Annotated in this window: 10 protein-coding genes; 2 read left to right on the top strand and 8 right to left on the bottom strand. The window is 65.9% G+C overall.

The features are described 5' to 3' along the window. Window positions 1-207: 207 nt before the first annotated feature. The 7 genes from RFN28_RS21770 to hutI all read right to left on the bottom strand — a co-directional run bounded on the left by RFN28_RS21770 (window position 208) and on the right by hutI (window position 17304). Window positions 208-1977, bottom strand: a complete 1770-nt coding sequence (locus tag RFN28_RS21770) for a glucan ABC transporter ATP-binding protein/ permease (protein ID WP_320289279.1) — start codon at window positions 1975-1977, stop codon at window positions 208-210. A 375-nt stretch (window positions 1978-2352) separates the two neighbouring features. Further along, entirely contained in the window at window positions 2353-10932 is an 8580-nt protein-coding gene (locus tag RFN28_RS21765; RefSeq protein WP_320289278.1) for a glycoside hydrolase family 94 protein, read from the bottom strand. A gap of 272 nt (window positions 10933-11204) precedes the next feature. Further along, window positions 11205-11792: a HutD/Ves family protein gene (locus RFN28_RS21760; RefSeq protein WP_320289277.1), complete on the bottom strand. Its 588-nt coding sequence runs from the start codon at window positions 11790-11792 to the stop codon at window positions 11205-11207. A gap of 3 nt (window positions 11793-11795) precedes the next feature. Then, a complete protein-coding gene (gene hutU / locus RFN28_RS21755; RefSeq protein ID WP_320289276.1) occupies window positions 11796-13466 on the bottom strand; it encodes a urocanate hydratase in 1671 nt (556 codons plus the stop codon). 38 nt (window positions 13467-13504) lie between these two features. Next, entirely contained in the window at window positions 13505-14323 is an 819-nt protein-coding gene (gene hutG, locus RFN28_RS21750) for an N-formylglutamate deformylase (protein ID WP_320289275.1), read from the bottom strand. A 219-nt stretch (window positions 14324-14542) separates the two neighbouring features. Then, window positions 14543-16078, bottom strand: coding sequence for a histidine ammonia-lyase (gene hutH, locus RFN28_RS21745; RefSeq protein ID WP_320289274.1), 1536 nt, complete (start codon window positions 16076-16078; stop codon window positions 14543-14545). Continuing rightward, window positions 16075-17304 carry an imidazolonepropionase gene (gene hutI, locus RFN28_RS21740; RefSeq protein ID WP_320289273.1) on the bottom strand — a complete coding sequence of 410 codons (1230 nt, stop codon included), beginning with the start codon at window positions 17302-17304 and terminating at the stop codon, window positions 16075-16077. The genes hutH and hutI overlap by 4 nt, the downstream gene beginning before the upstream one ends. 99 nt (window positions 17305-17403) lie before the next feature. Between hutI and RFN28_RS21735 the strand changes: the two genes are divergently transcribed. Next, window positions 17404-18759, top strand: a complete 1356-nt coding sequence (locus tag RFN28_RS21735; protein ID WP_320289272.1) for a formimidoylglutamate deiminase — start codon at window positions 17404-17406, stop codon at window positions 18757-18759. A 5-nt stretch (window positions 18760-18764) separates the two neighbouring features. Continuing rightward, the gene (hutC, locus tag RFN28_RS21730; protein WP_320289271.1) at window positions 18765-19511 is read left to right on the top strand and encodes a histidine utilization transcriptional repressor HutC; all 747 of its coding nucleotides are present in this window, start codon (window positions 18765-18767) and stop codon (window positions 19509-19511) included. Window positions 19512-19720: 209 nt separating this feature from the next. Here hutC and RFN28_RS21725 read toward each other — a convergent pair whose 3' ends face one another. Further along, entirely contained in the window at window positions 19721-20065 is a 345-nt protein-coding gene (locus RFN28_RS21725; RefSeq protein ID WP_320289270.1) for a RidA family protein, read from the bottom strand. Between the last annotated feature and the right edge of the window lie 168 nt (window positions 20066-20233).

The following is a 20233-nucleotide window of genomic DNA, read 5'->3' as shown; positions in this document are numbered from 1 at the left end:
TAGACCGGCAGCGTGTCCGGGGCAATTGGACGGTTGTCGCAGGCGGGAGCGCCCTTCCCTTCTCCCCTTGTGGGAGAAGGTGGATCGGCGCGGAGCGCCGAGACGGATGAGGGGTGCTGGACGGAATGAGACGCTGGCGTTCCCTGGAACACCCCTCATCCGTCGCCTTCGGCGACACCTTCTCCCACAAGGGAAGAAGGGAAGAACTTACGCCGCTTCGTTCACCGGGCGGCTGAGGCGGCGGACTTCCTCGTCGTTGAGCAGGCCGCCGGCGCGCAGCAGGGCAGCGAAGCGGCCGTTGCGCAGCGACAGCTCGGTGAAGCCGCCGAACTCGACCACCTTACCCTTGTCCATGAAGACGACCAGGTCGGCGTCGCGCACAGTGGTCAGGCGGTGGGCGATGATGAAGGTGGTGCGGTCGCGGCGCAGCTCGTCGATCGCTTCCTTGACGCGGTCCTCGGTCTCCACGTCGAGCGCGCTGGTCGCCTCGTCGAGCACCAGGATCGGCGCGTCCTTCAGCACCGCGCGGGCAATGGCGATGCGCTGGCGCTCGCCGCCCGAAAGCTGGCCGCCGCGCTCGCCGACGACGGTGTCGTAGCCACCGCTCTTGGCCAGGATGAAGTCCTGCGCGGCGGCGGCATTGGCGGCGGCGTGCACCTCGTCATTGCTCGCATCGGCGCGGCCGACGCGGATGTTGTCCTCGATCGAGCGGTTGAGCAGGCCGGCGTCCTGGAAGACGGTGGCGATCGAGTGGCGCAGCGACTTGCGCGTCACCGTGCGGGTGTCGATGCCGTCGATCAGGATGCGTCCGCTGGCCGGCGTGAAGACGCGCTGCAGCAAGTTGATGAGCGTCGTCTTGCCGGCGCCGGTCGGGCCGACGATGGCAACCGTCTTGCCGGCCGGCACCTCGAACGACACGTCCTCGATGCCGTGACCGGAATTGGCGAACTCGAAGCTGACGTTCTCGAAGCGCACATGGCCGGTGACATTGGTGAGCTCGCGCAGGCCATCCGGCTCGGCGGCGTCGGCGGCCGAGTCCTCGAGGCGGTAGAAGTCCTCGAGCTTGGCGCGCGCCTCGGAGATCTGGTTGGCGAAAGCCGACATCTGGTCGAGACGGGCAATCAGCAGTGTGGCGAAGCCGGTGAAGGCGATCACGTCGCCGACGCGAAGCTGGCCATGGGTGACGAGATAGGCGCCGATCAGGAGCACGATCATCATCGAGATGGTCGAGGACAGCCGATGCAGCGCATTGGCGATCGCCCACCAGTCGAGCACAGGGTTCTGCGCGTCGAGCAGGTCCTTGACGTAGCGCCTCAGCGTCGCGGTTTCATGGCCGATGCGGTTGTAGCTCTGCAGCACGGCGACGTTGCTGACGGAGTCGGTCACGTGGGCGAACACGGTGTGGTAGTGGCGCTCGACCGCAGCCTGCCCTGCCTTGGTCCGGCGCATGACGAGCCGGCCGATGCCGAGATAGAGCGCGCCGAGGCCGATCAGCACCATGGACATGCGCACGTCCATCGAGAGCGCGGTGGGGACGAGCAGCGCCAGCGCGACCGCCGTCGACAGGTGCTGGCGCATGAATTCCAGCCACAGGCTGAACAGCGTCTCGACGGCGCGCAGCAGCGTGTGCAGCGAATTGGAGGTGCCGCGCTGGTGGTGCCAGGCGAGCGGCATGGTGATGACGCGCTCGAAGGACTGGCAGAGCACTTCCGAGCGGCGGGCGTGGGCGAAACGGTCGGCGCCGCGCGCCACCATGACAAAGGCGACGATGTTGAAGGCGCCAAGCGCTGCCCAGACGGCGAGCGTGGAGAACACCGAACCGTGGCTCGAGATGGCATCGATCACCCGGCCGAACAGGATCGGCTCGACGATCGCGATCATGGCAAGAGCGATGTTGGCGCCGCAGATGACCGCGACACGCTTCTTGTCGGCAGCCAGATAACCAAGCGCTCTCAAGTAGATCTGCAGAAGTGACACTTCAGCTACTCCGCCAAATTCTTTGCTGTGCTCAATCCCGGTATTGTGCACCGCACCATTTTTTGACACGTACCGGTTAACGCGTCGCAAAACAATGCCCGTCTATCGCTTCCGTTCCCATTTAGCGAACAAAAGATGACGACGGTACGAAATCTGACGTGATCACCTAACGGTTTGAGATAAAAGGTGAAATGTCAGCCTTACGGCAAAATAATGGCACCTGCCCCACACTGCCACATTTTTAATCACAAGGCGCTTGCTTAGCCGGGCCTAAAGGAGCGTGGGCGATATTCGGCCGGCTCACGGCCAAGTAAAACGTCGAGCTTGGCCGCACATCCCTTACGGATGCGCGGCCAATAAGCCAAACCATTGATTTTACGCAGGAATCTTGACAACGACCTCGGTCTTCTCGCCGGCTTTTGGCTCGAAAGACGCCGATTTTGTCTTCGAACCATTGAGTTCGAGCGAGATCGACTTGGTCTTTTTGTCGCGGACGACGCGAACGTTAATTTCGCCGTCGAACATCTTGAGCGTGGCGGCGTAGCCGTCCCAGTGGCTGGGCAGCTTCGGCTTGAACGTGATCTGCTTGCCGCGCCGTTCGATGCCCAGGATGCCCTCCACGGCTGCGCGGTAGAGCCAGCCGGCCGAGCCCGTGTACCAGGTCCAGCCGCCGCGGCCGCCCTTTCCTTCGCCGGCATAGATGTCGGCAGCCACGACGTAAGGCTCGACGCGGTAATGCTCGGCCGCCGCCTCGTCCGAGGCGTGATTGACCGGGTTCAGCATCGAGAAGCAGCGATAGGCCTCATCGGTGCGGCCCATCTCGGCCAGCGCGATGACGAACCAGGTGGCGGCGTGGGTGTACTGGCCGCCATTCTCGCGCACGCCCGGCGGGTAGCTCTTGATGTAGCCGGGATCCTTGTTGCTGTTCGAGAAGGGCGGCGTGAACAGCTTCACGATCTTGAGCTCGTCGTCGACGAGCAGCTCCGCTGCCTGCTCCATGGCCGTGGTCGAGCGCGCGGGATCCCCCTCGCCCGAAAGCACGCTCCAGGACTGGGCGATGGAATCGATCTTGCACTCGTCTGAACTCTTCGAGCCGAGCGGCGTGCCGTCGTCGAAGCTGCCGCGCCGGTACCACTGGCCGTCCCAGGCAGCACTTTCCAGCGCCCGCTTCAGGAGGTCCGCATGCTTGGTCCAGGCCTGGGCGCGCTTTGTATCGCCCTGTCCCTTGGCGACCGGAGCGAAGTCGCCCAGCGTCTTCAAGAGGAACCAGCCCAGCCACACGCTCTCGCCCTTGCCGCCTTCGCCGACGCGGTTCATGCCGTCGTTCCAATCGCCGCCGAGTATCAGCGGCAGGCCGGCCGGGCTGCTGCGCTTGATGGCCAGATCGAGCGCCCGCGCGCAGTGCTCGTAGAGCGGAGCGGTGGTCTTGGTGATCTCGGGTGTGAAGAAGGCATCGTGCTCGCCCTCGCCGAGCTGCTGTCCGTCGATGAACGGGATCTGCTCCTTGAGGATCGCGGCATCGCCCGTCACCTCGATGTAGCGGGCCGTCGCATGGGCGAGCCACACCACATCGTCCGAGATCATGGTGCGCACGCCGGCATCGGTGCGCGGCAGCCACCAGTGCTGCACGTCGCCCTCCGGGAACTGTCGGCGCGCGGCGTTGAGGATCTGGTCGCGCGCCAGCTTTGGATCGTGCGCCAGCAGGGCCAGCGTGTCCTGCAGCTGGTCGCGGAAGCCGAAGGCGCCGCTCGCCTGGTAGAAGGCCGAGCGCGCGCGAATGCGGCAGGCCAGGCTCTGGTAAGGCAGCCAGTGATTGACCATGGCGTTGAGCGCTCTGTCCGGCGTCTCGACCTGGAGGGTGTCGAGGAAGCCGCGCCAGACGCGCTCGTTGTCGGCCAGGCGCTGGTCGAAATCCTTGCCGCGATGGGTCTGCACCAGGGCGCTCGCCCCGGCGGCCGTGGCGGCGTCGCCGAGCAGCCACAACAGCGTCACGTCGCCGCCGGCCGGAATGTCGATATCGCTGGCGATCACCGCGCAGGGATCATCGCCCGCCTCGACCCGGCCCGACAGGCCCAGCCCGCCAAGCACAGCCTGCGGATATTCCGTCGTGCCATGCCTGCCGATGAATTCGCCGCGATCGGCGGTCACGGAATGCACCGGGGCCGTAGCGGCAAGGAAGGCCACCCGCTCGCCGAAATCGAGCCCGTAGGGGTTCTGCGCCAGCATGGCGCCGGTCGCAGCGTCCCGCGACGGCACGATGGTCGCGGCCGTGCGCGAGCGATGGCCGCCCAGCACCCATTCGGCATAGGCATAGACGCGCAGCTTTGCCGGCACCGAGCCGGCATTCTGGATGCGCAGCCGCGTGATCTTCACCGGATCCTCCGGGTCGACCACCTGCGTCAGATCCATCGACAGCGATCCGCGCTTCGAGCGGAAGGTCGAGAACCCCTGCCCGTGCCAGGTTTCGTAGGTCATCGAGGGGTCGCGCACCACGGCAGCCATGGGCGAGAACGCCTTGGCGCTCAGGTGATCGTAGATATAGAAGCCCTCGCCCGGCCGGTTCGACACCGGATCGTTCGACCACGGCGTCAGTTGATAGTCGCGGCTGTTGCGGCTCCAGGTGAAGCCGGCGCCCTCCGCCGAGACGTGGAAGCCGAAGGAGGCGTTGGAGATGACGTTGATCCAGGGCTGCGGCGTCACGCGACGGCCGGTCAGCCGCGTCACATAGTGGCGGCCGTCGCCGTCGAAGCCGCCGAATCCGTTCCAGTGGCTGAGGCCGGTGCCGTCGGCGGCGATGTCGGCCCCTCCCTGGCTTGCCGGAGTCGGCTCGGGCAATGGCGGAGACGGCTGGCGGGTCGGAACGCCTTCCGCCTGTTGCAAGGCGTCGCGGGCCTGCAATGCCGCCGCCTCGGCCCGCTCGAGCTGGTCGAAGATGGTGCCGTTGCGGGTATGGAGCGCGACGCGGGCGACGGACAGCAAGGTCTTGTAGGTCGGCTCGTCCATCAGATCGCGGCGCACGGCGAAGATGTGCTGGCGCGGCCCGAGCTCGCGTCCGCGCAGGCGGCTGTTCTCGCACAGCGTCTCCACCGCACGCTGCAGGTCCTGCACGTAGGAGGAAGCCTGCTCGTTGACGACGACGAAGTCGATCATCATGCCGCGGGCGCGCATGTATTCCTGGAAGCGCAGCGCCTGGGCGACGATCTCGAGGTCGGCGACGTCGCCGATGCGCACGAGGAAGATCGGGAAGTCGCCGGAGATGCTGGTCGGCCAGAGGCTCGACTGGCGGCCGAGACCGGAGGCGATGGAATCCGCCGGCAGGCGCAGGAACGGATCGGGATAGATCAGATAGCGCGCCAGCTTTTGCACGTTGGCGGCATCGGTCAGGCTGAGGCCGAGATGGCGCGTCTGCACCTGGCTGCGCGTCCAGGCGAGCATTGCCTGGCGGGCGAAGCTCTCCTGATGATCAAGGCGGCCGATCGCCTCGTCGAGTTCGCCGCGGTTGGCGCCGACGACGGTCCAGAAGGTCAGCGAGATCTTCTTGTTCGCCGGCACGCGCACCTGGCGGCGAAGCGCCGCCACCGGGTCGAGTGTGAAGCCCTGGCTGCCTGAGAGCCTGACGCCGGGATCGAAGGCCACGGCGTCGGCGATGGTGCGGCCGCGGCCGATGAAGGCGCGGCGGTCGGTTTCGGCCTCCGCGTCGCGCGAGGGGCCCGACGGATCGGTGACGAAATGCGCCATGGTGAGGTCGGGCTCGTTCTTCTCGCGCTTTCGCCTGGTGGCGAAGATCGCGCCGTTGTTCGGCGCAATCTCGGTCTCGACGAACATCTTCGAGAAGGCGGGATGGGCGTTGTCAGAGGCTTCGTTGCCCAGCACCAGCTCGGCGAAGGAGGTCACCTCGATATGCCGGTCGGTGGCGCCATCGTTGTAGAGTGTGATACGGCGGCCCTCGCCGTTGCCTTCGGAAATGACGATGCATTCGACTTCCGAACGCAGCGAGCCGACCGACTTGGTGAAGCTCGCCTTGTCGTCGGCAAACAGCGTCTGGACGCGTTCGTTCTCCGCCCGCTTCGGCTCGGCGGTCGCCGACCACCAGTCGCCGGTCGCGGTGTCGCGCAGGAAGATGTAGGTGCCGAGACGGTCCTCGCTCGGGTCCGGCTGCCAGCGGGTGACGGCCAGCTCGCCGAAACGGCTGTAGCCGGAGCCGGTGGCGGTGACCATGACCGAATAGTGGCCGTTGGACATCACATTGGTCGCGCGCAGTTCCTTGATCGGATTGAGGATGATGCGGGTGTCCGGGCTCTCGGTTTCGGTCTCGTCCTTGGCGCGCTCGTCGGCCTCGGTCCTGACCGTGGCGGTCGGGATGTCGCGCGGTGCCTTCTCCTGCAGGAGGAGCTCGGCCGACTCGATCACCGGATCGCTGTGGAAGCGGTCGCGCAGCCGGCCTTCGAAGATGGCGTCCGCCACGGCGGCGATCGACATGCCGGAATGGTGGGCCATGTAGTTCTGGACGACGGCGTGGTCGGCGCCTTCCGGCACGCGCTGCGGCGTGAAATCGACCGCGTCGTAGAAGCCGTGGCGGCCGAGCGCGCCGATCGAGCGCAGGCGCATCAGGTTCTGCACCGCCTCGCGCGGGCTGAACTGCGCCGCAAGAATCGTCGCGTAAGGCGCGATCACGGTGTTCTGGCCAAGGCCGCGCTTCAGGCCGAGGCCGGGCACGCCGAAATTGGTGTACTGGTAGGTGAGCTCGCGGTCGCGGGCGTTGTAGGCCGCTTCCGAAATACCCCAGGGCACGTTCTTCGAGCGCGCGTACTGGATCTGGCGCTTGATGATGAGCTTGCTGGTCTGGTTGAGGATGGAGCCCTGCGCCTCCTTCATCACCAGCGGCGGCATCAGATACTCGAACATCGAGCCCGACCAGGACATCAGCGCGCCCTTGAAGCCGATCTCGACGATCGGGCGGCCGAGCCGGAACCAGTGCTCCGTCGGAAGGTCGCCCTTGGCGATGGCGAACAGGCTGGTCAGCCGTGCCTCGGAGGCGAGCAGGTCGTAGCAGCTCTCGTCGAGCTGGTGCTCCTCGACGCGGTAGCCGATTGACAGCAGCTTGCGCTCCTGCCGCATCAGGAAGGAGAAATCCATCTCGAAGGCGTAGCGGCGGCAGCGTCCGCGCAGCGCGAGCAGCTTGGTGCGAAGCGCCGACACGGCGCCCTCGTCATTGTGCGAATCGTGCACATGCGCCTCGCAGGTCGCCTCCAGCCTTGCGGCCCAGTCGACGATGACATCGCTCTTCGGCGAAGCCACCTCGGTGTGGATCGCGGTGGCGAGCTTGCGGATCTCGCCGGCGAGCACCGCCAGGTTGATGGTGCGGATCGAGGCCATCTCGGGCTGCGCCTTGATGGTCATCACGGCGCGGCGCATGCCGTCGAGACGGTCGGCCAGACGCTGCCGCAGCGGCCTCAATTGCCGGCGGTCGTCAGGCAGCTCCTCGAGGCTCTCGTCGAGGATGGTGACGGTGTCGAGGATGCCTTCGAAATCGCCCTGCAGGTGAACTGAGGGCGCCTCGGCCCATTCGGCGCAGGCGGCGGCCACCGCGACCAGATGGCCGGCAAGGTTGCCGCTGTCCACCGCCGAGATATAGAGCGGATAGAGCGGCTTCAGCGTCGTCGTATCGTACCAGTTGAAGAGGTGCCCGCGGTCGCGCGGCATGTTCTCGATGGTGCTCATCGTGGCGTCGATACGGGTGATGGCATCGGACAGGCTGATCCAGCCGAAGTCACGCGCAGACACCACCGAGAGCAGATAGACGCCGATATTGGTCGGCGAGGTGCGCGGCGCCACCACGGGCGCCGGGCTTTCCTGGAAATTGTCTGGGGGCAGATAGTGATGCTCCGCCGTCACGAAGGTCTCGAAATAGTGCCAGGTGCGGCGCGCCACCGTGCGCAGCGCATGGATGTCGGAGGCCGAAATGCGCAGCCGGTCCTCTGTCTCGGCCGAGCGGCTGATCCAGCAGGCAACAGCGGGCGATCCGATCCAGAAAATCGCGAAGAAGAAGGCAACGAAGGCGCCGGTGGAATCGGCGAGCACCGGAATGGCAAGGCCGACGACGCCGATGATCACGGCACCGTACATCATGCTGTAATAGGAGCCGAGATCGCTGCCGCCGCTCTTATGCGCCTGCGAAGCGGTGCGCCACTCCAGCAGATTCTGTCGGGTGACGAAGAGACGGTAGAGCGTGCGGGTGATGGCGTCGCCCATCATCCAGGCGAAATGCGCCATCAACAGCACCTTCAGCGCCACCAGCGCCGTGCCGAACACCGTGTCGCGGGCGAGCGCTGAAAAATGGCCACGCGGCGTCTGGTCGCCGCTCTTCGGCAGGATGCCGTTGACGATGTCGAAGGTGGGCGCCATGAACAGGCTGAGGATCAAAAGCGCCTGCCATTGCGCGGCCTGCGTGAAGGGCAGCAGCGTCCAGCCGGCGACCGCCGCCATCACCCAGAAGATCGGGGTGAGCGAACGGCGCAGATTGTCGACCATCTTCCAGCGCGACAGCGCCGGCACGCCGGAGCGCGGGTCGAGCATGAAGCCGAGCAGTTGCCAGTCGCCGCGCGCCCAGCGGTGGTGGCGCGAGGCGTCGACCGAGTAGCGGGTCGGATAGTCCTCGACCAGCTCGACGTCGGTAACGAGCGCTGCGCGCGCCAGGGCGCCTTCTAGCAAGTCATGGCTGAGGATGGTGTTTTCCTCGATGCGGCCCTTCAGCGCTGCCTCGAAGGCGTCGACATGGTAGAGGCCCTTGCCGGTGAAGGAGCCGTCGCGGAACACGTCCTGGTAGACGTCCGAGACGGCAAAGACATAAGGATCGAGGCCGCGATTGGCCGAGAAGACACGCTGGAAGAACGAGGCGTCGTCGCCGCTGGTGAGCGAGGCGGTGATGCGAGGCTGCAGGATGGTGTAGCCGGCGGTGACGACGCGCTTAGCCGGATCGAAATGCGGGCGGTTCAGCGGATGCGCGAGCTTGCCGACGAGGCTCGATACGGCGTCGCGCGTGGTGCGCGTGTCGGCGTCGAGCGTCATCACATAGGTGACTTTTTCCGGCAGCGGCATGTCGAGCGGCAGGAAGGTGGTGTCGCTGTCGCCGCGCAAGAGAAGGTTGAGCTCGTGCAGCTTGCCGCGCTTGCGTTCCCAGCCCATCCAGCAGCCCTGCGCCTGGTTGTAGAGCCGGCGGCGATGCAGAAGGTAGAAGCGCGGCGCGCCTTCGGACGGATAGCGCGCGTTCAGCCTGGCGATCTCGTCGCGCGCATATTGCAGGATCTCGATGTCGGCGGCGTCGATCTCGGTCTCGGAATCCGGCCAGTCGGACAGGAGCGCGAAATGGATTTCTTCCGCCGTGTTGGCGAGGTGGTGCACCTCGATGTTGCGGATGTTTTCCTCGACATCGTCGCGCGAACCGATCAGCGACGGCACCACGACCAGCGTGCGCGCCTCGGCCGGGATGCCGTGCTTGTAATCATAGCCGACAAGCCTGGTGGGCTTTAGGAACAGCGAGACCACGGTGTTGAAGAAGGCCAGCGCGCCTTCGCTGGCGGGCACCGCAAACAGCGCCAGCATCAGCGTGATCGACGGCACGAAGAGGCCGAGATTGGCCAGCGCCTTGCCCGAGAGGAAGAGCAGCAGCATCGTCAGCAGGAAGACCGGCACGACGATGCCGAGCCAGCCGGTGGCGGTAAAGGCCCGCTTGAAGGTCACATAGAAGGGAGCCCGGTAGCCGATCGCCTGCTCCAGTTCCTGACGGCGCGGCCCGACCAGGAAGAAGCCGACATCGGTATGCACGGCGGGGTCGGCAGTCTCGGGCACGCCGGACGCATCGGTGAGCCCGGGCGTGTGGCCCGCAAGCTCGATCGCCTTTTCGGCGACGCGGTATTCGGAAAGGTCTGAACGGCGCGCAAGCTGCTCGATCGCGGTGCGGTACTGGTCGCGCGAGAAGAAGTCGAGCGCGGAGAAGTCGGTCTTCTGGCGCAGCACCGTGTCGATGCGGCTGACGCCCTCGAACCAGACCGTCCAGTCGACGTCGTTGATGAGACGCAGGCCGCGGATGATGTTGCCGGTGGTGACATTGCCGCCGGAGAGCGTCTGATGCTCGGAGATGATGATCTCCTCGGCATCGGAGCCGGTCTTCTCGAGCTCGCCCTCCAGCCATTCCAGCGCCCGGCCGGCATTCTGCGAGCCGTCGCGCAGGCGATAAAGGAGCTGGGTGGCGAAAGTGGTATCCTGCGCATGCGCGGCGTAGTGCGACAGGATCCTGGTCCGGTCGGCATTGTCGTCGGTCGCGAGAACGCGGTCCGCGACCTCGTTGGCGATCTGGCGCATCTGCCGGGTGCGGTGGACGCGCACCGCGATGCGGCGCAGGTTTTCGATCAGCACGAAACGCAGCAGCGACGGCAGCGCCCACAGCTCGCCGATCTTCAGCGGCTCGACCGACTGAAAGCCCTCGACGATCGCCTTGAACATGGTCGCCGAGACAGCGCTGTCGGAATGCACGACATAGCTCCAGGCGACAGCGAAAGCGCGTGGCAACACCGTGCCGTCGGAAAGCGTCAGGGTCGGCAACTGGCGGTAGAAGCGGCGCGGCAGGTCGCGCTTGACCTGGAAGATGGTCTCCTCGACCAGATAATTGTTGTCGAGCAGCCATTGCGCGGCGGGCGTGATCGTCTCGCCCTTGGCCTGGGCGGCATTGGTCGAGCGGTAGACCTCGAGAATCTTCTTGGCGCTGTCGCGGATGCGGGCCTGGAATTCGAACGGCGTCAGGCCGAACAGCTCCCTGACTTCGCCCTTGGCGAGCGCGGCGCCCAGCGCATGCAGCCGGTCCTCGGGCAGGAAATTGGAGCGTATCGGCGCTTCCGTGACTGTCGGGAAGCCGGCGCTTGTCTGTTCGATCTTGGTGGGGTTCGTCTGAATGTTCATTGATTATTCCGTAAGGCGGGGCGCAATGCGGCGTCACCGCCACGGCAATGGCCCTAAAACCGGTTCAAATGCAATTGGTTGCATGGCAGGTTCGGCCGAAAGTTTGTTTGCGCTCCATCACAGAGGCGTCCCCTTTCGACAACTCAAGGGCGAACGCCCCTCGCTTCCCCGCCCCGGGGTCCGATCAGGGAAAGGATTCAGGCTTTTTCGTGATACATGCAAGGGGCCGGACGATATTTCGCTGGTGCCGCGATCATGTTTGACTACAGCCGTTAACCATTGGCGGCGATGCCGGACAGTCCGATGACGAACAGCAGCCCCTGCCCTTCTGGCTCCAGGCGCGCTTTCGGGCTGTGCCGCTCAAGGATCAAAGCGTCGAGCGGGCCGAGCGCTGTGGGGTTGTCGGAGGCGACTTTGACGCTGCCGCCCACGACAAGCACAAGCGTCGTCCCGCCCTTCGCCTCAATCTCCGTTGCGCGCATAAGCGACAGCCGCTCGACCGTATGGCTCATCCGGCCCCGGCGGGTCATGACATTGAGATCGATGATCGGGCCGTCGATCAAGGTGGCGCTGGTCGGCACATCGCCGGGAAAGGAAAGCGGCGCCGAGGCTGCCGTCAGCCGTGCGGGCGGCTGGCCGGCGATATCGAGCACGATGCCCTCGCCTTCCAGCACCGACAGCGTGCGGTCGATGCCGATAAAGCTGGAGAATGGCCCGCTCGTCTCGACACGCGCCATCGAGATGCGCCAGTCGAAATCGCCGAGGCCGGCGCCGTCAGGCGATACGGCGATCTCGGTCGTCGTGCCGCCGCCATTCTTCCACGGCATCACGCGGTAGCCGGCGGCACGAAGAATGCGCATGGCTCAGCCCAGAATGCCCGGCAGGTTCAGCTGGTGCTCCTTGGCGCACTGGATGGCGATGTCGTAGCCGGCATCGGCATGGCGCATGACGCCGGTCGCCGGGTCGTTCCACAGCACGCGCTCCAGGCGCCTGGCCGCATCGGGCGTGCCGTCGGCGACGATCACCATGCCCGCATGCTGTGAGAAGCCCATGCCGACACCGCCGCCGTGATGCAGCGACACCCAGGTGGCGCCGGAGGCGGTGTTGAGCAGCGCGTTGAGCAGCGGCCAGTCGGAAATGGCGTCGGAGCCGTCCTTCATCGCCTCGGTCTCGCGGTTCGGCGAGGCGACAGAGCCGGAATCGAGGTGGTCGCGGCCGATGACGACCGGCGCCTTGAGCTCGCCCCTTGCCACCATCTCGTTGAAGGCGAGGCCCAAGCGATGGCGGTCGCCGAGGCCGACCCAGCAGATGCGCGCCGGCAGGCCCTGGAACGAGATGCGTTCGCGCGCCATGTCGAGCCAATTGTGCAGATGCGTGTTGCCGGGCGTGAGCTCGCGCACCTTGGCATCGGTCTTGTAGATATCCTCCGGATCGCCCGAAAGTGCGGCCCAGCGGAACGGGCCGATGCCGCGGCAGAACAGCGGCCGGATATAGGCCGGCACGAAGCCCGGGAAGGCGAAGGCGTTCTCGAAACCCTCGTCCTTGGCAACCTGGCGGATATTGTTGCCGTAGTCGAGCGTCGGCACGCCGGCATTCCAGAACGCCACCATCGCCTCGACATGCTCGCGCATCGAGGTGCGAGCGGCCTTCTCGACAGCCTTCGGGTCGGAGGTGCGCTTCTCGCGCCATTGCGCCATCGTCCAGCCCTTCGGCAGGTAGCCGTTGATCGGGTCGTGCGCCGAGGTCTGGTCGGTCAGGATATCGGGACGAATGCCGCGCCTGAACATTTCCGGCACGATCTCGGCCGCATTGCCGAGCAGGCCGACCGACTTCGCCTCGCCGGCCTTGGTCCAGCGCTCGATCATCGCCATCGCCTCGTCGAGCGTCTCGGCCTTCTCGTCCAGATAGCGGGTACGCAGGCGAAAATCGATCGAATCCGGATTGCATTCGATCGCCAGGCAGCAGGCGCCGGCCATGACAGCGGCCAGCGGCTGGGCGCCGCCCATGCCGCCGAGGCCGGCGGTCAGGATCCACTTGCCCTTGAGATTGCCACCATAATGCTGGCGGCCGGCCTCGACGAAGGTCTCGTAGGTGCCCTGCACGATTCCTTGCGTGCCGATATAGATCCAGGAGCCGGCCGTCATCTGGCCGTACATCATCAGGCCCTTCCTATCGAGCTCGTTGAATTTTTCCCAGGTCGCCCAGTGCGGCACGATGTTGGAATTGGCGATCAAGACGCGCGGCGCATCCTTGTGGGTGCGGAAGACGCCGACCGGCTTGCCGGACTGCACCAGCAGCGTCTCGTCCTCGCCGAGCGTCTTCAGCGAGGCGGCGATGCGATCGAAGTCGTTCCAAGTGCGGGCCGCCCGGCCGATGCCGCCATAGACGACCAGCTCGTTCGGATTCTCCGCGACTTCCGGGTCGAGGTTGTTCATCAGCATGCGCAGCGGCGCTTCGGTCGTCCAATAGCGGGCATTGAGTTTGTCGCCGCGGGGGCTGCGCACTTCGCGGATGTTGTGGCGAGGATCGGTCATATGGTCACTTCCCTTCGATGAGGTGCGGCGGGCGCGCGTCAGGGCGCGGCCCAGGCAATCGCGGTTTCGAGGATGGTCTTCAGCGTGGCGCGGATCGGCGCCGCGTAGCTGGGGTCATAGGGCTCGGGCCAGTTTTCCGGCGAACCCTTCTTGTTCGGCTCGCGCATGTAGCCGCGGTTGGCGAGCTCCATCTGCAGCGCATGGACGCCGTTCCCGGGCTGACCGAAATGGCGCGTGATCCAGCCGCCCTTGAAGCGGCCGTTGACCACCCAGCTCTCGCCGGTCGCGGCGAGGATCTCGGTCACCCTTTCCTGCAGCGACGGATGGGTGCTCTTGCCGTCATTGGTGCCGAGGTTGAAGACCGGCAGCGTGCCTTCAAACAGCCGCGGCAGCACCGAGCGGATCGAGTGGCAGTCGTAGAGGACGATGTTCTCGTGCATGCCGCGCAGCCGATCGATCTCGGCCTGCAGGGCGTCATGGTAAGGCGCGAAATAGGTCTCGCGACGCTCATCGATCTCGGACGGCGTCGGCTCGTCGCCCATGCGGTAGAGCGGGTCGCCGTCGAAGGTGTCCGTCGGGCACAGGCTGGTCGTCGCCTGTCCAGGATAAAGCGAGACACCCGACGGGTCGCGATTGACGTCGATGACGGTGCGCGAGATGGCGGTGTGCACGACCGTGGCGCCGAGGTCGGCGGCGAAATCATAGAGCTTGTCGATCCACCAGTCGCAGTCGCGGCGGCCGAGCCAGGTCGAAACCAGCCGGCTGTCGAGGCCGGCAAGGTCGATGCCGGTGTGCGGGATCGAGACCAGCAGCGGCGCGGTGCCGCGTGTGACGGTGAGCCAGGGAGGGGTGGTCATGCGAGACCTCCGCAGGTTGGAGCTCTACGGCGCCCCCCTCTGCCCTGCCGGGCATCTCCTCCACTTGGGGGGAGATTGGCTGTCACCTTGGCTTTCGCCAATCTCCAGCGTCGCAGGAATGAGCGGGGCGCCGAAACCGCCAATCTCCCCCCTTGGGGGGAGATGTCCGGCAGGACAGAGGGGGGCGCGAAGGAACGCGGCCTGTTACGATTGGCGTTCTCACGAAGCAATCCCCGGCAGCTTCACCGTACCCGCCGCATTCACTGCAGCCCCACTGCGCACCAGGGCGATCGCCTTTTCCATGTCGGGATGGAAATGGCGGTCGTTGTCGAGATGCGGCACCTCGGCCCGGACCAGCTTGCGCACCGCTTCCAGCGCATCGCTGGACGCCAGCGGCGCGTGGAAGTCACAACCTTGCGCCGCCGCCAGCAACTCGATGCCGATGACGGCGGTCGCATTCTCGATCATGCCGAGCAGCCGGCGCGCGCCATGTGCGGCCATCGAAACATGGTCTTCCTGGTTGGCCGAGGTCGGGATGGAATCGACGCTTGCCGGATAGGCCTTCTGCTTGTTTTCGGAAACGAGCGCGGCCGCCGTCACCTGCGGGATCATGAAGCCGGAATTCAGGCCCGGCTTCGGCGTCAGGAAGGCCGGCATGCCGGACAGCGCCGGATCGACCAGCATGGCGATGCGCCGCTCGGAAAGCGATCCGATCTCGCAGACGGCGAGCGCGATCATGTCGGCGGCGAAGGCCACTGGCTCGGCATGGAAATTGCCGCCGGAGAGCGCGGTGTCGTCCTCGGCGAAGATCAGCGGGTTGTCGGTGACGCCGTTGGCCTCCGTCTCGAGCGTCTCGGCCGCCTTGCGCAGCACGTCGAGCGCGGCGCCCATCACCTGCGGCTGGCAGCGCAAGCAGTACGGATCCTGCACGCGCTCGTCGCCGACGCGATGCGATTCACGAATGGCGCTGCCGGCCATCAGATCGCGTAGAGCGTCGGCCGTCTCGATCTGGCCGCGATGTTTTCTCAAAAGATGGATGCGCGGATCGAAGGGCGCGTCGGAGCCGCGCGCGGCGTCGGTCGACAGCGCACCGGCGACCAGCGCCGACTGATAGAGCGTCTCGGCCTCGAACAGGCCGGCGAGCGCGAAGGCGGTCGAGAACTGCGTGCCGTTGAGCAGCGCAAGGCCCTCCTTGGCGCCGAGCGTGACCGGCTCCAGCCCGTGCGAGACGAAGGCGACCTTGGCCGGAAAGCGGCCGTGCGGCGTAAAACATTCGCCGACGCCGATCATCACCGCCGTCATATGCGAGAGCGGCGCGAGGTCGCCGGAGGCACCGACCGAGCCTTGCGCCGGCACCACCGGGATGACGTCGTTGGCAAGCATCCCCTGAAGCAGGTCGATGATCTCGGCCCGCACCCCTGAGGCGCCTTGGGCGAGGCTCGCCAGCTTCAGCGCCATCATCAGGCGAACCACCGCGGCCGGCATCGGCTCGCCGACGCCGGCCGCATGCGAAAGCACGATGTTGCGCTGGAGCGTTTCGAGATCGTTTGCCGGGATGCGGACGCTGGCGAGCTTACCGAAGCCGGTATTGATGCCATAGACCGGCTCGCCCTTGGCGAGGATGCGGGCGACTGCCTCGGCGCTGGCCTTGATCTTCGGCCGGCAGGCATCGTCGAGCTTCGGCACGGCGCCGCGATAGATGGCACGCCAATCGGCAAGCGTCGCGCTGCCGGGCGTCAGGGTCAGTTCGGTCATTGTCCTCTCCAGATGCGGGCATGGAGCGGGTTGAAGCCCATGCGGTAGACAAGTTCGGCCGGGCGCTCGATGTTCCAGATCGCAAGGTCGGCCGATTTGCCAACCTCAAGCGTGCCGGTCTTGTCGAGAAGCCCCAGCGCACGCGCGGCCTCGCGGGTGACGCCGGCGAGGCATTCGTCGACAGTCAGGCCGAAAAGCGTCGCGGCCATGTTCATAGTGAGCAACAGTGAGGTGAGCGGCGAGGTGCCGGGATTGCTGTCGGTGGCGACCGCCATCTTCACGCCGTGCCGGCGGAACAGCTCGACCGGCGGCTTCTTGGTCTCGCGGATGAAGTAATAGGCGCCGGGCAGGATCGTCGCGACGGTGCCGGCCTTGGCCATCGCCGCGGCCCCCTCTTCATCGGTGTATTCGAGATGATCGGCAGAGAGCGCGCCGTAGCGGGCGGCAAGTGCTGCGCCATGCAGGTTGGACAACTGGTCGGCGTGAAGCTTGACGGGCAGGCCGAGCGCTTTCGCCTTGTCGAAGAGGCGCGCGATCTGCTCCGGCGAGAAGGCGATGCCTTCGCAGAAACCGTCGACGGCATCGGCAAGCTTTTCGGCGGCAACGGCCGGCAGGATCGCGCCGGCGACGAGATCGATGAAAGCGTCCTTATCGCCCTTGGCTTCCGGCGGCAGCGCGTGCGCAGCGAGACAGGTCGTGCGAACCGTCACCTGCCTTTCGCTATGAAGCCTGCGAGCGGCGCGCAGCGACTTCTTCTCATTGTCAGGATCGAGGCCATAACCTGACTTGACCTCGACGGTCGTGACACCTTCGGCCAGCAGCGCATCGAGGCGCGGCAGCGTCTCAGCGACGAGCTCGTCCTCGCTGGCGGCGCGCAGCGATTTGACCGATGAGACGATGCCGCCCCCAGCGCGGGCCACTTCTTCATAAGTGGCGCCGGCCAGCCGCATCTCGAATTCGTTGGCGCGGTTGCCGGCATAGATGAGATGCGTGTGGCAGTCGATCAGGCCGGGCGTGATCCAGCGGCCCTCGCAGTCGACGGTCTCGGCGCCCTGCGCGAGCCCCGCCGGCATGTCGGCCTCCGCGCCGGCATAGACAATCAAGCCGTCGCGCGCGGCAATCGCGCCCTTTTCGACAATGCCGAGGCCTGCCGCAGCCTCGGCCATGGTCGCCAGGCGCGCATTGCGCCAGAGGCGAAGGCCGCTCTTCCCCTTATCTCCACCCATCGTCTTTTCCATTTGAAAGGATGGCAATTATGTATATACATATTGGAACGCGACGCAAGTGTTAATGTCGCTCGGGCATTCAGATTTGGGAGTTTGGACGTGACGGCGATCTTTGCGGAACAGGCGCTGCTGCCCGGGGGCTGGCAAGGCAATGTGCGGATCGCTTTCGACGGCGGCCGCATCGCCGCGGTCGAGCCCGGCGCCTCGCCGCAGGCCGGTGACGAGCGCCATGCGATTGTTCTGCCGGGCATGCCCAATCTGCACAGCCACGCCTTCCAGCGCGCCATGGCTGGATTGGCCGAATTGCGCGGCCCTTCGGCCGACAGTTTCTGGAGCTGGCGCGAGGTGATGTACCTCTTCGCGCTGTCGATGACGCCGGACCAGGTCGAGGCTGTGGCGGCGCAGCTCTATGTCGAGATGCTGGAGGCCGGCTTTTCGCGAGTCGGCGAGTTTCACTATCTCCATCACGACCGCGACGGAAAACCTTACGCCAACATCGCCGAGATGGCGGAGCGTATCGCGTCGGCGGCTGCCGAAACCGGCATCGGGCTGACACTGCTGCCGGTCTTCTACGCTCACTCTGCCTTCGGGGGTGCGGCGCCAAGCGATGGCCAGCGGCGATTCATCAATGATGTCGAGCGGTTCGGGCGCTTGCTTGAGAAAAGCCGTGAAAGCATTCGTTCGCTTGAACAGGCCGTCGTCGGCGTCGCGCCGCACAGCTTGCGTGCGGCAACGCCGGACGAGCTCAACGCGGTCGCGGCAATGGCGCCGGACGGCCCGATCCACGTCCATGTCGCCGAGCAGGTGAAGGAAGTGGAGGACTGCGTTGCCTGGTCGGGGGCGCGGCCGGTCGAATTTCTGCTCGGCCAGGCCTCGGTGGACAAGCGCTGGTGCCTGATCCACGCCACGCATATGACCGAGACCGAGACGATCGCCATGGCCCAGAGCGGCGCGATCGCCGGGCTCTGTCCGATCACCGAGGCCAATCTCGGCGACGGCACCTTTGCCACGCCGCTGTTCATCGAGCATGGCGGCCGCTTCGGCGTCGGTTCCGACTCCAATGTGCTGATCGGCCTCCCGGACGAGCTCAGGCAGCTCGAATATTCGCAGCGCCTCGCCCACCGCGCGCGCAACGTCTTGGCGCGCGCCGGCGGCTCCACGGGGCGCGCGCTGTTCGATGCAGCACTCGATGGCGGCAGCCAGGCGCTCGGGGCATGGCCGTCTCATATTGCCGTCGGCGGTCCGGCCGATTTCGTCTCGCTCGACGCCAGCCATCCCTCGCTTGCCGGTAAGGCGGGCGATGCGATCCTCGATGCCTGGATCTTCGCCAATGGCAGCAAAGTCGACTGCGCCTGGGTGCATGGGAAAAAGCAGGTGAGCGGCGGCAGGCATTTGAGGCGCGAGGCCGCCGCCGAACGATTCCGCAAAGTGATGACGGCGCTTTCCGAAGGCTGATCCCGATGAGCATGGCCGAAACAGCGGAAATGGAAGACGGCGAGACCCTCTCGCTGCACCAGCGCATCCTCTCCGACATCCGCGAAAAGATCCTGTCCGGCGTCTGGGCACCGGGCCATCGCATTCCGTTCGAGCACGAGCTGACGGCTCAATATAGCTGCTCGCGCATGACGGTTAACAAGGCGCTGTCGCAGCTCGCCAAGGCAGGGCTGATCGAGCGCCGCCGCCGGTCCGGCAGCTTCGTGCGCCAGCCGCAGTCGCAGGCGGCGGTGCTGGAACTGCACGACATCAGGATTGAGGTCGAAGCGCTCGGCCTGCCCTATCGCTATGAACGGCTTGAGCGGCTGAAGCGGCGCAGCGGCGCCGAGGACCGCGCGCTGCTCGGGCTTTCTGCCCCGGGTCCGGTGCTTTGGCTGGAAAGCCTGCATTTTGCCGGCGAACGGCCGTTCGCACTCGAACAGCGGCTGATCAATCTGTCAGCCGTGGCCGGGGCCGGCGAGGAAGAGTTCTTCGAGATCGCGCCCGGCCCCTGGCTGATCGGCCGCGTGCCGTGGAGCGAGGCCGAGCACCGCATCCGCGCCATGGCCGCGGACGACCATGTCGCCGACGCGCTCGACATCGATCCCGGCGCGCCGTGCCTAGTGGTCGAGCGCCGCACCTGGAGCGCCGAGCATCCGGTGACCCATGTGCGGTTCATCTATCCGGCGGAAAGCCACACGCTGGTGGCAAGGTTCACGCCTTCGCAGGGATAGCGCCAACGCCCCCTTATCCCCTTGTGGGAGAAGGTGGATCGGCGCGCAGCGCCGAGACGGATGAGGGGTGCTGGAAGAAATGGGGCGCCGGAAAATTGAAGGATTGGAAGTGCCTAATTCTTCCATGCCGCGATCCTTCCAACACCCCTCATCCGGCCGCTTTGCGGCCACCTTCTCCCACAACAAGGGGAGAAGGCAAGGCGCCGCGCTTAAATCGCCGCCGTGATAATGATCTCGACCAGATATTCCGGGCCGGCGAGCTTGGCTTCGCCGGTGGCGCGGGCCGGCGTGTGGCCCTTCGGCACCCATTTGTCCCATTCCGAGTTCATCTCGGCGAAGGTGCCCATGTCGGACAGCCAGATGATCGCCTGGACGATCTTGGTCTTGTCGGTGCCGGCCTTGGCCAGCAATTCGTCGATGGTCTTCAGGATGTCGCGGGTCTGCGAGGCGACGTTGCCGCCGGGCTCGCCGACCTGGCCGGCCAGATAGACGGTGTTGCCGTGAATGACGATCTGGCTCATGCGCGGGCCGACATCGATGCGACGAATGCTCATGGGAGGTTCCTTCTTTTCCGGGGTCGCGCCTGTTTAGAGTCCCTGCCGGCTCCGGGCAAGGCCGCCGGACGGGAAACCAATTGAGCCAATTGTCCGGCTTCCACCCCTGTCCGGTACACGGCGAGTTGACCGGCCGTGAGACCGTTCCGCAAATCTGCCTTGTTGACT

The organism is Mesorhizobium album (assembly GCF_033977205.1).
Lineage (GTDB): Bacteria > Pseudomonadota > Alphaproteobacteria > Rhizobiales > Rhizobiaceae > Mesorhizobium > Mesorhizobium album.
Note: the sequence above shows the minus strand (reverse complement) of the source record. Positions and strands in the feature narration are given on the sequence as shown.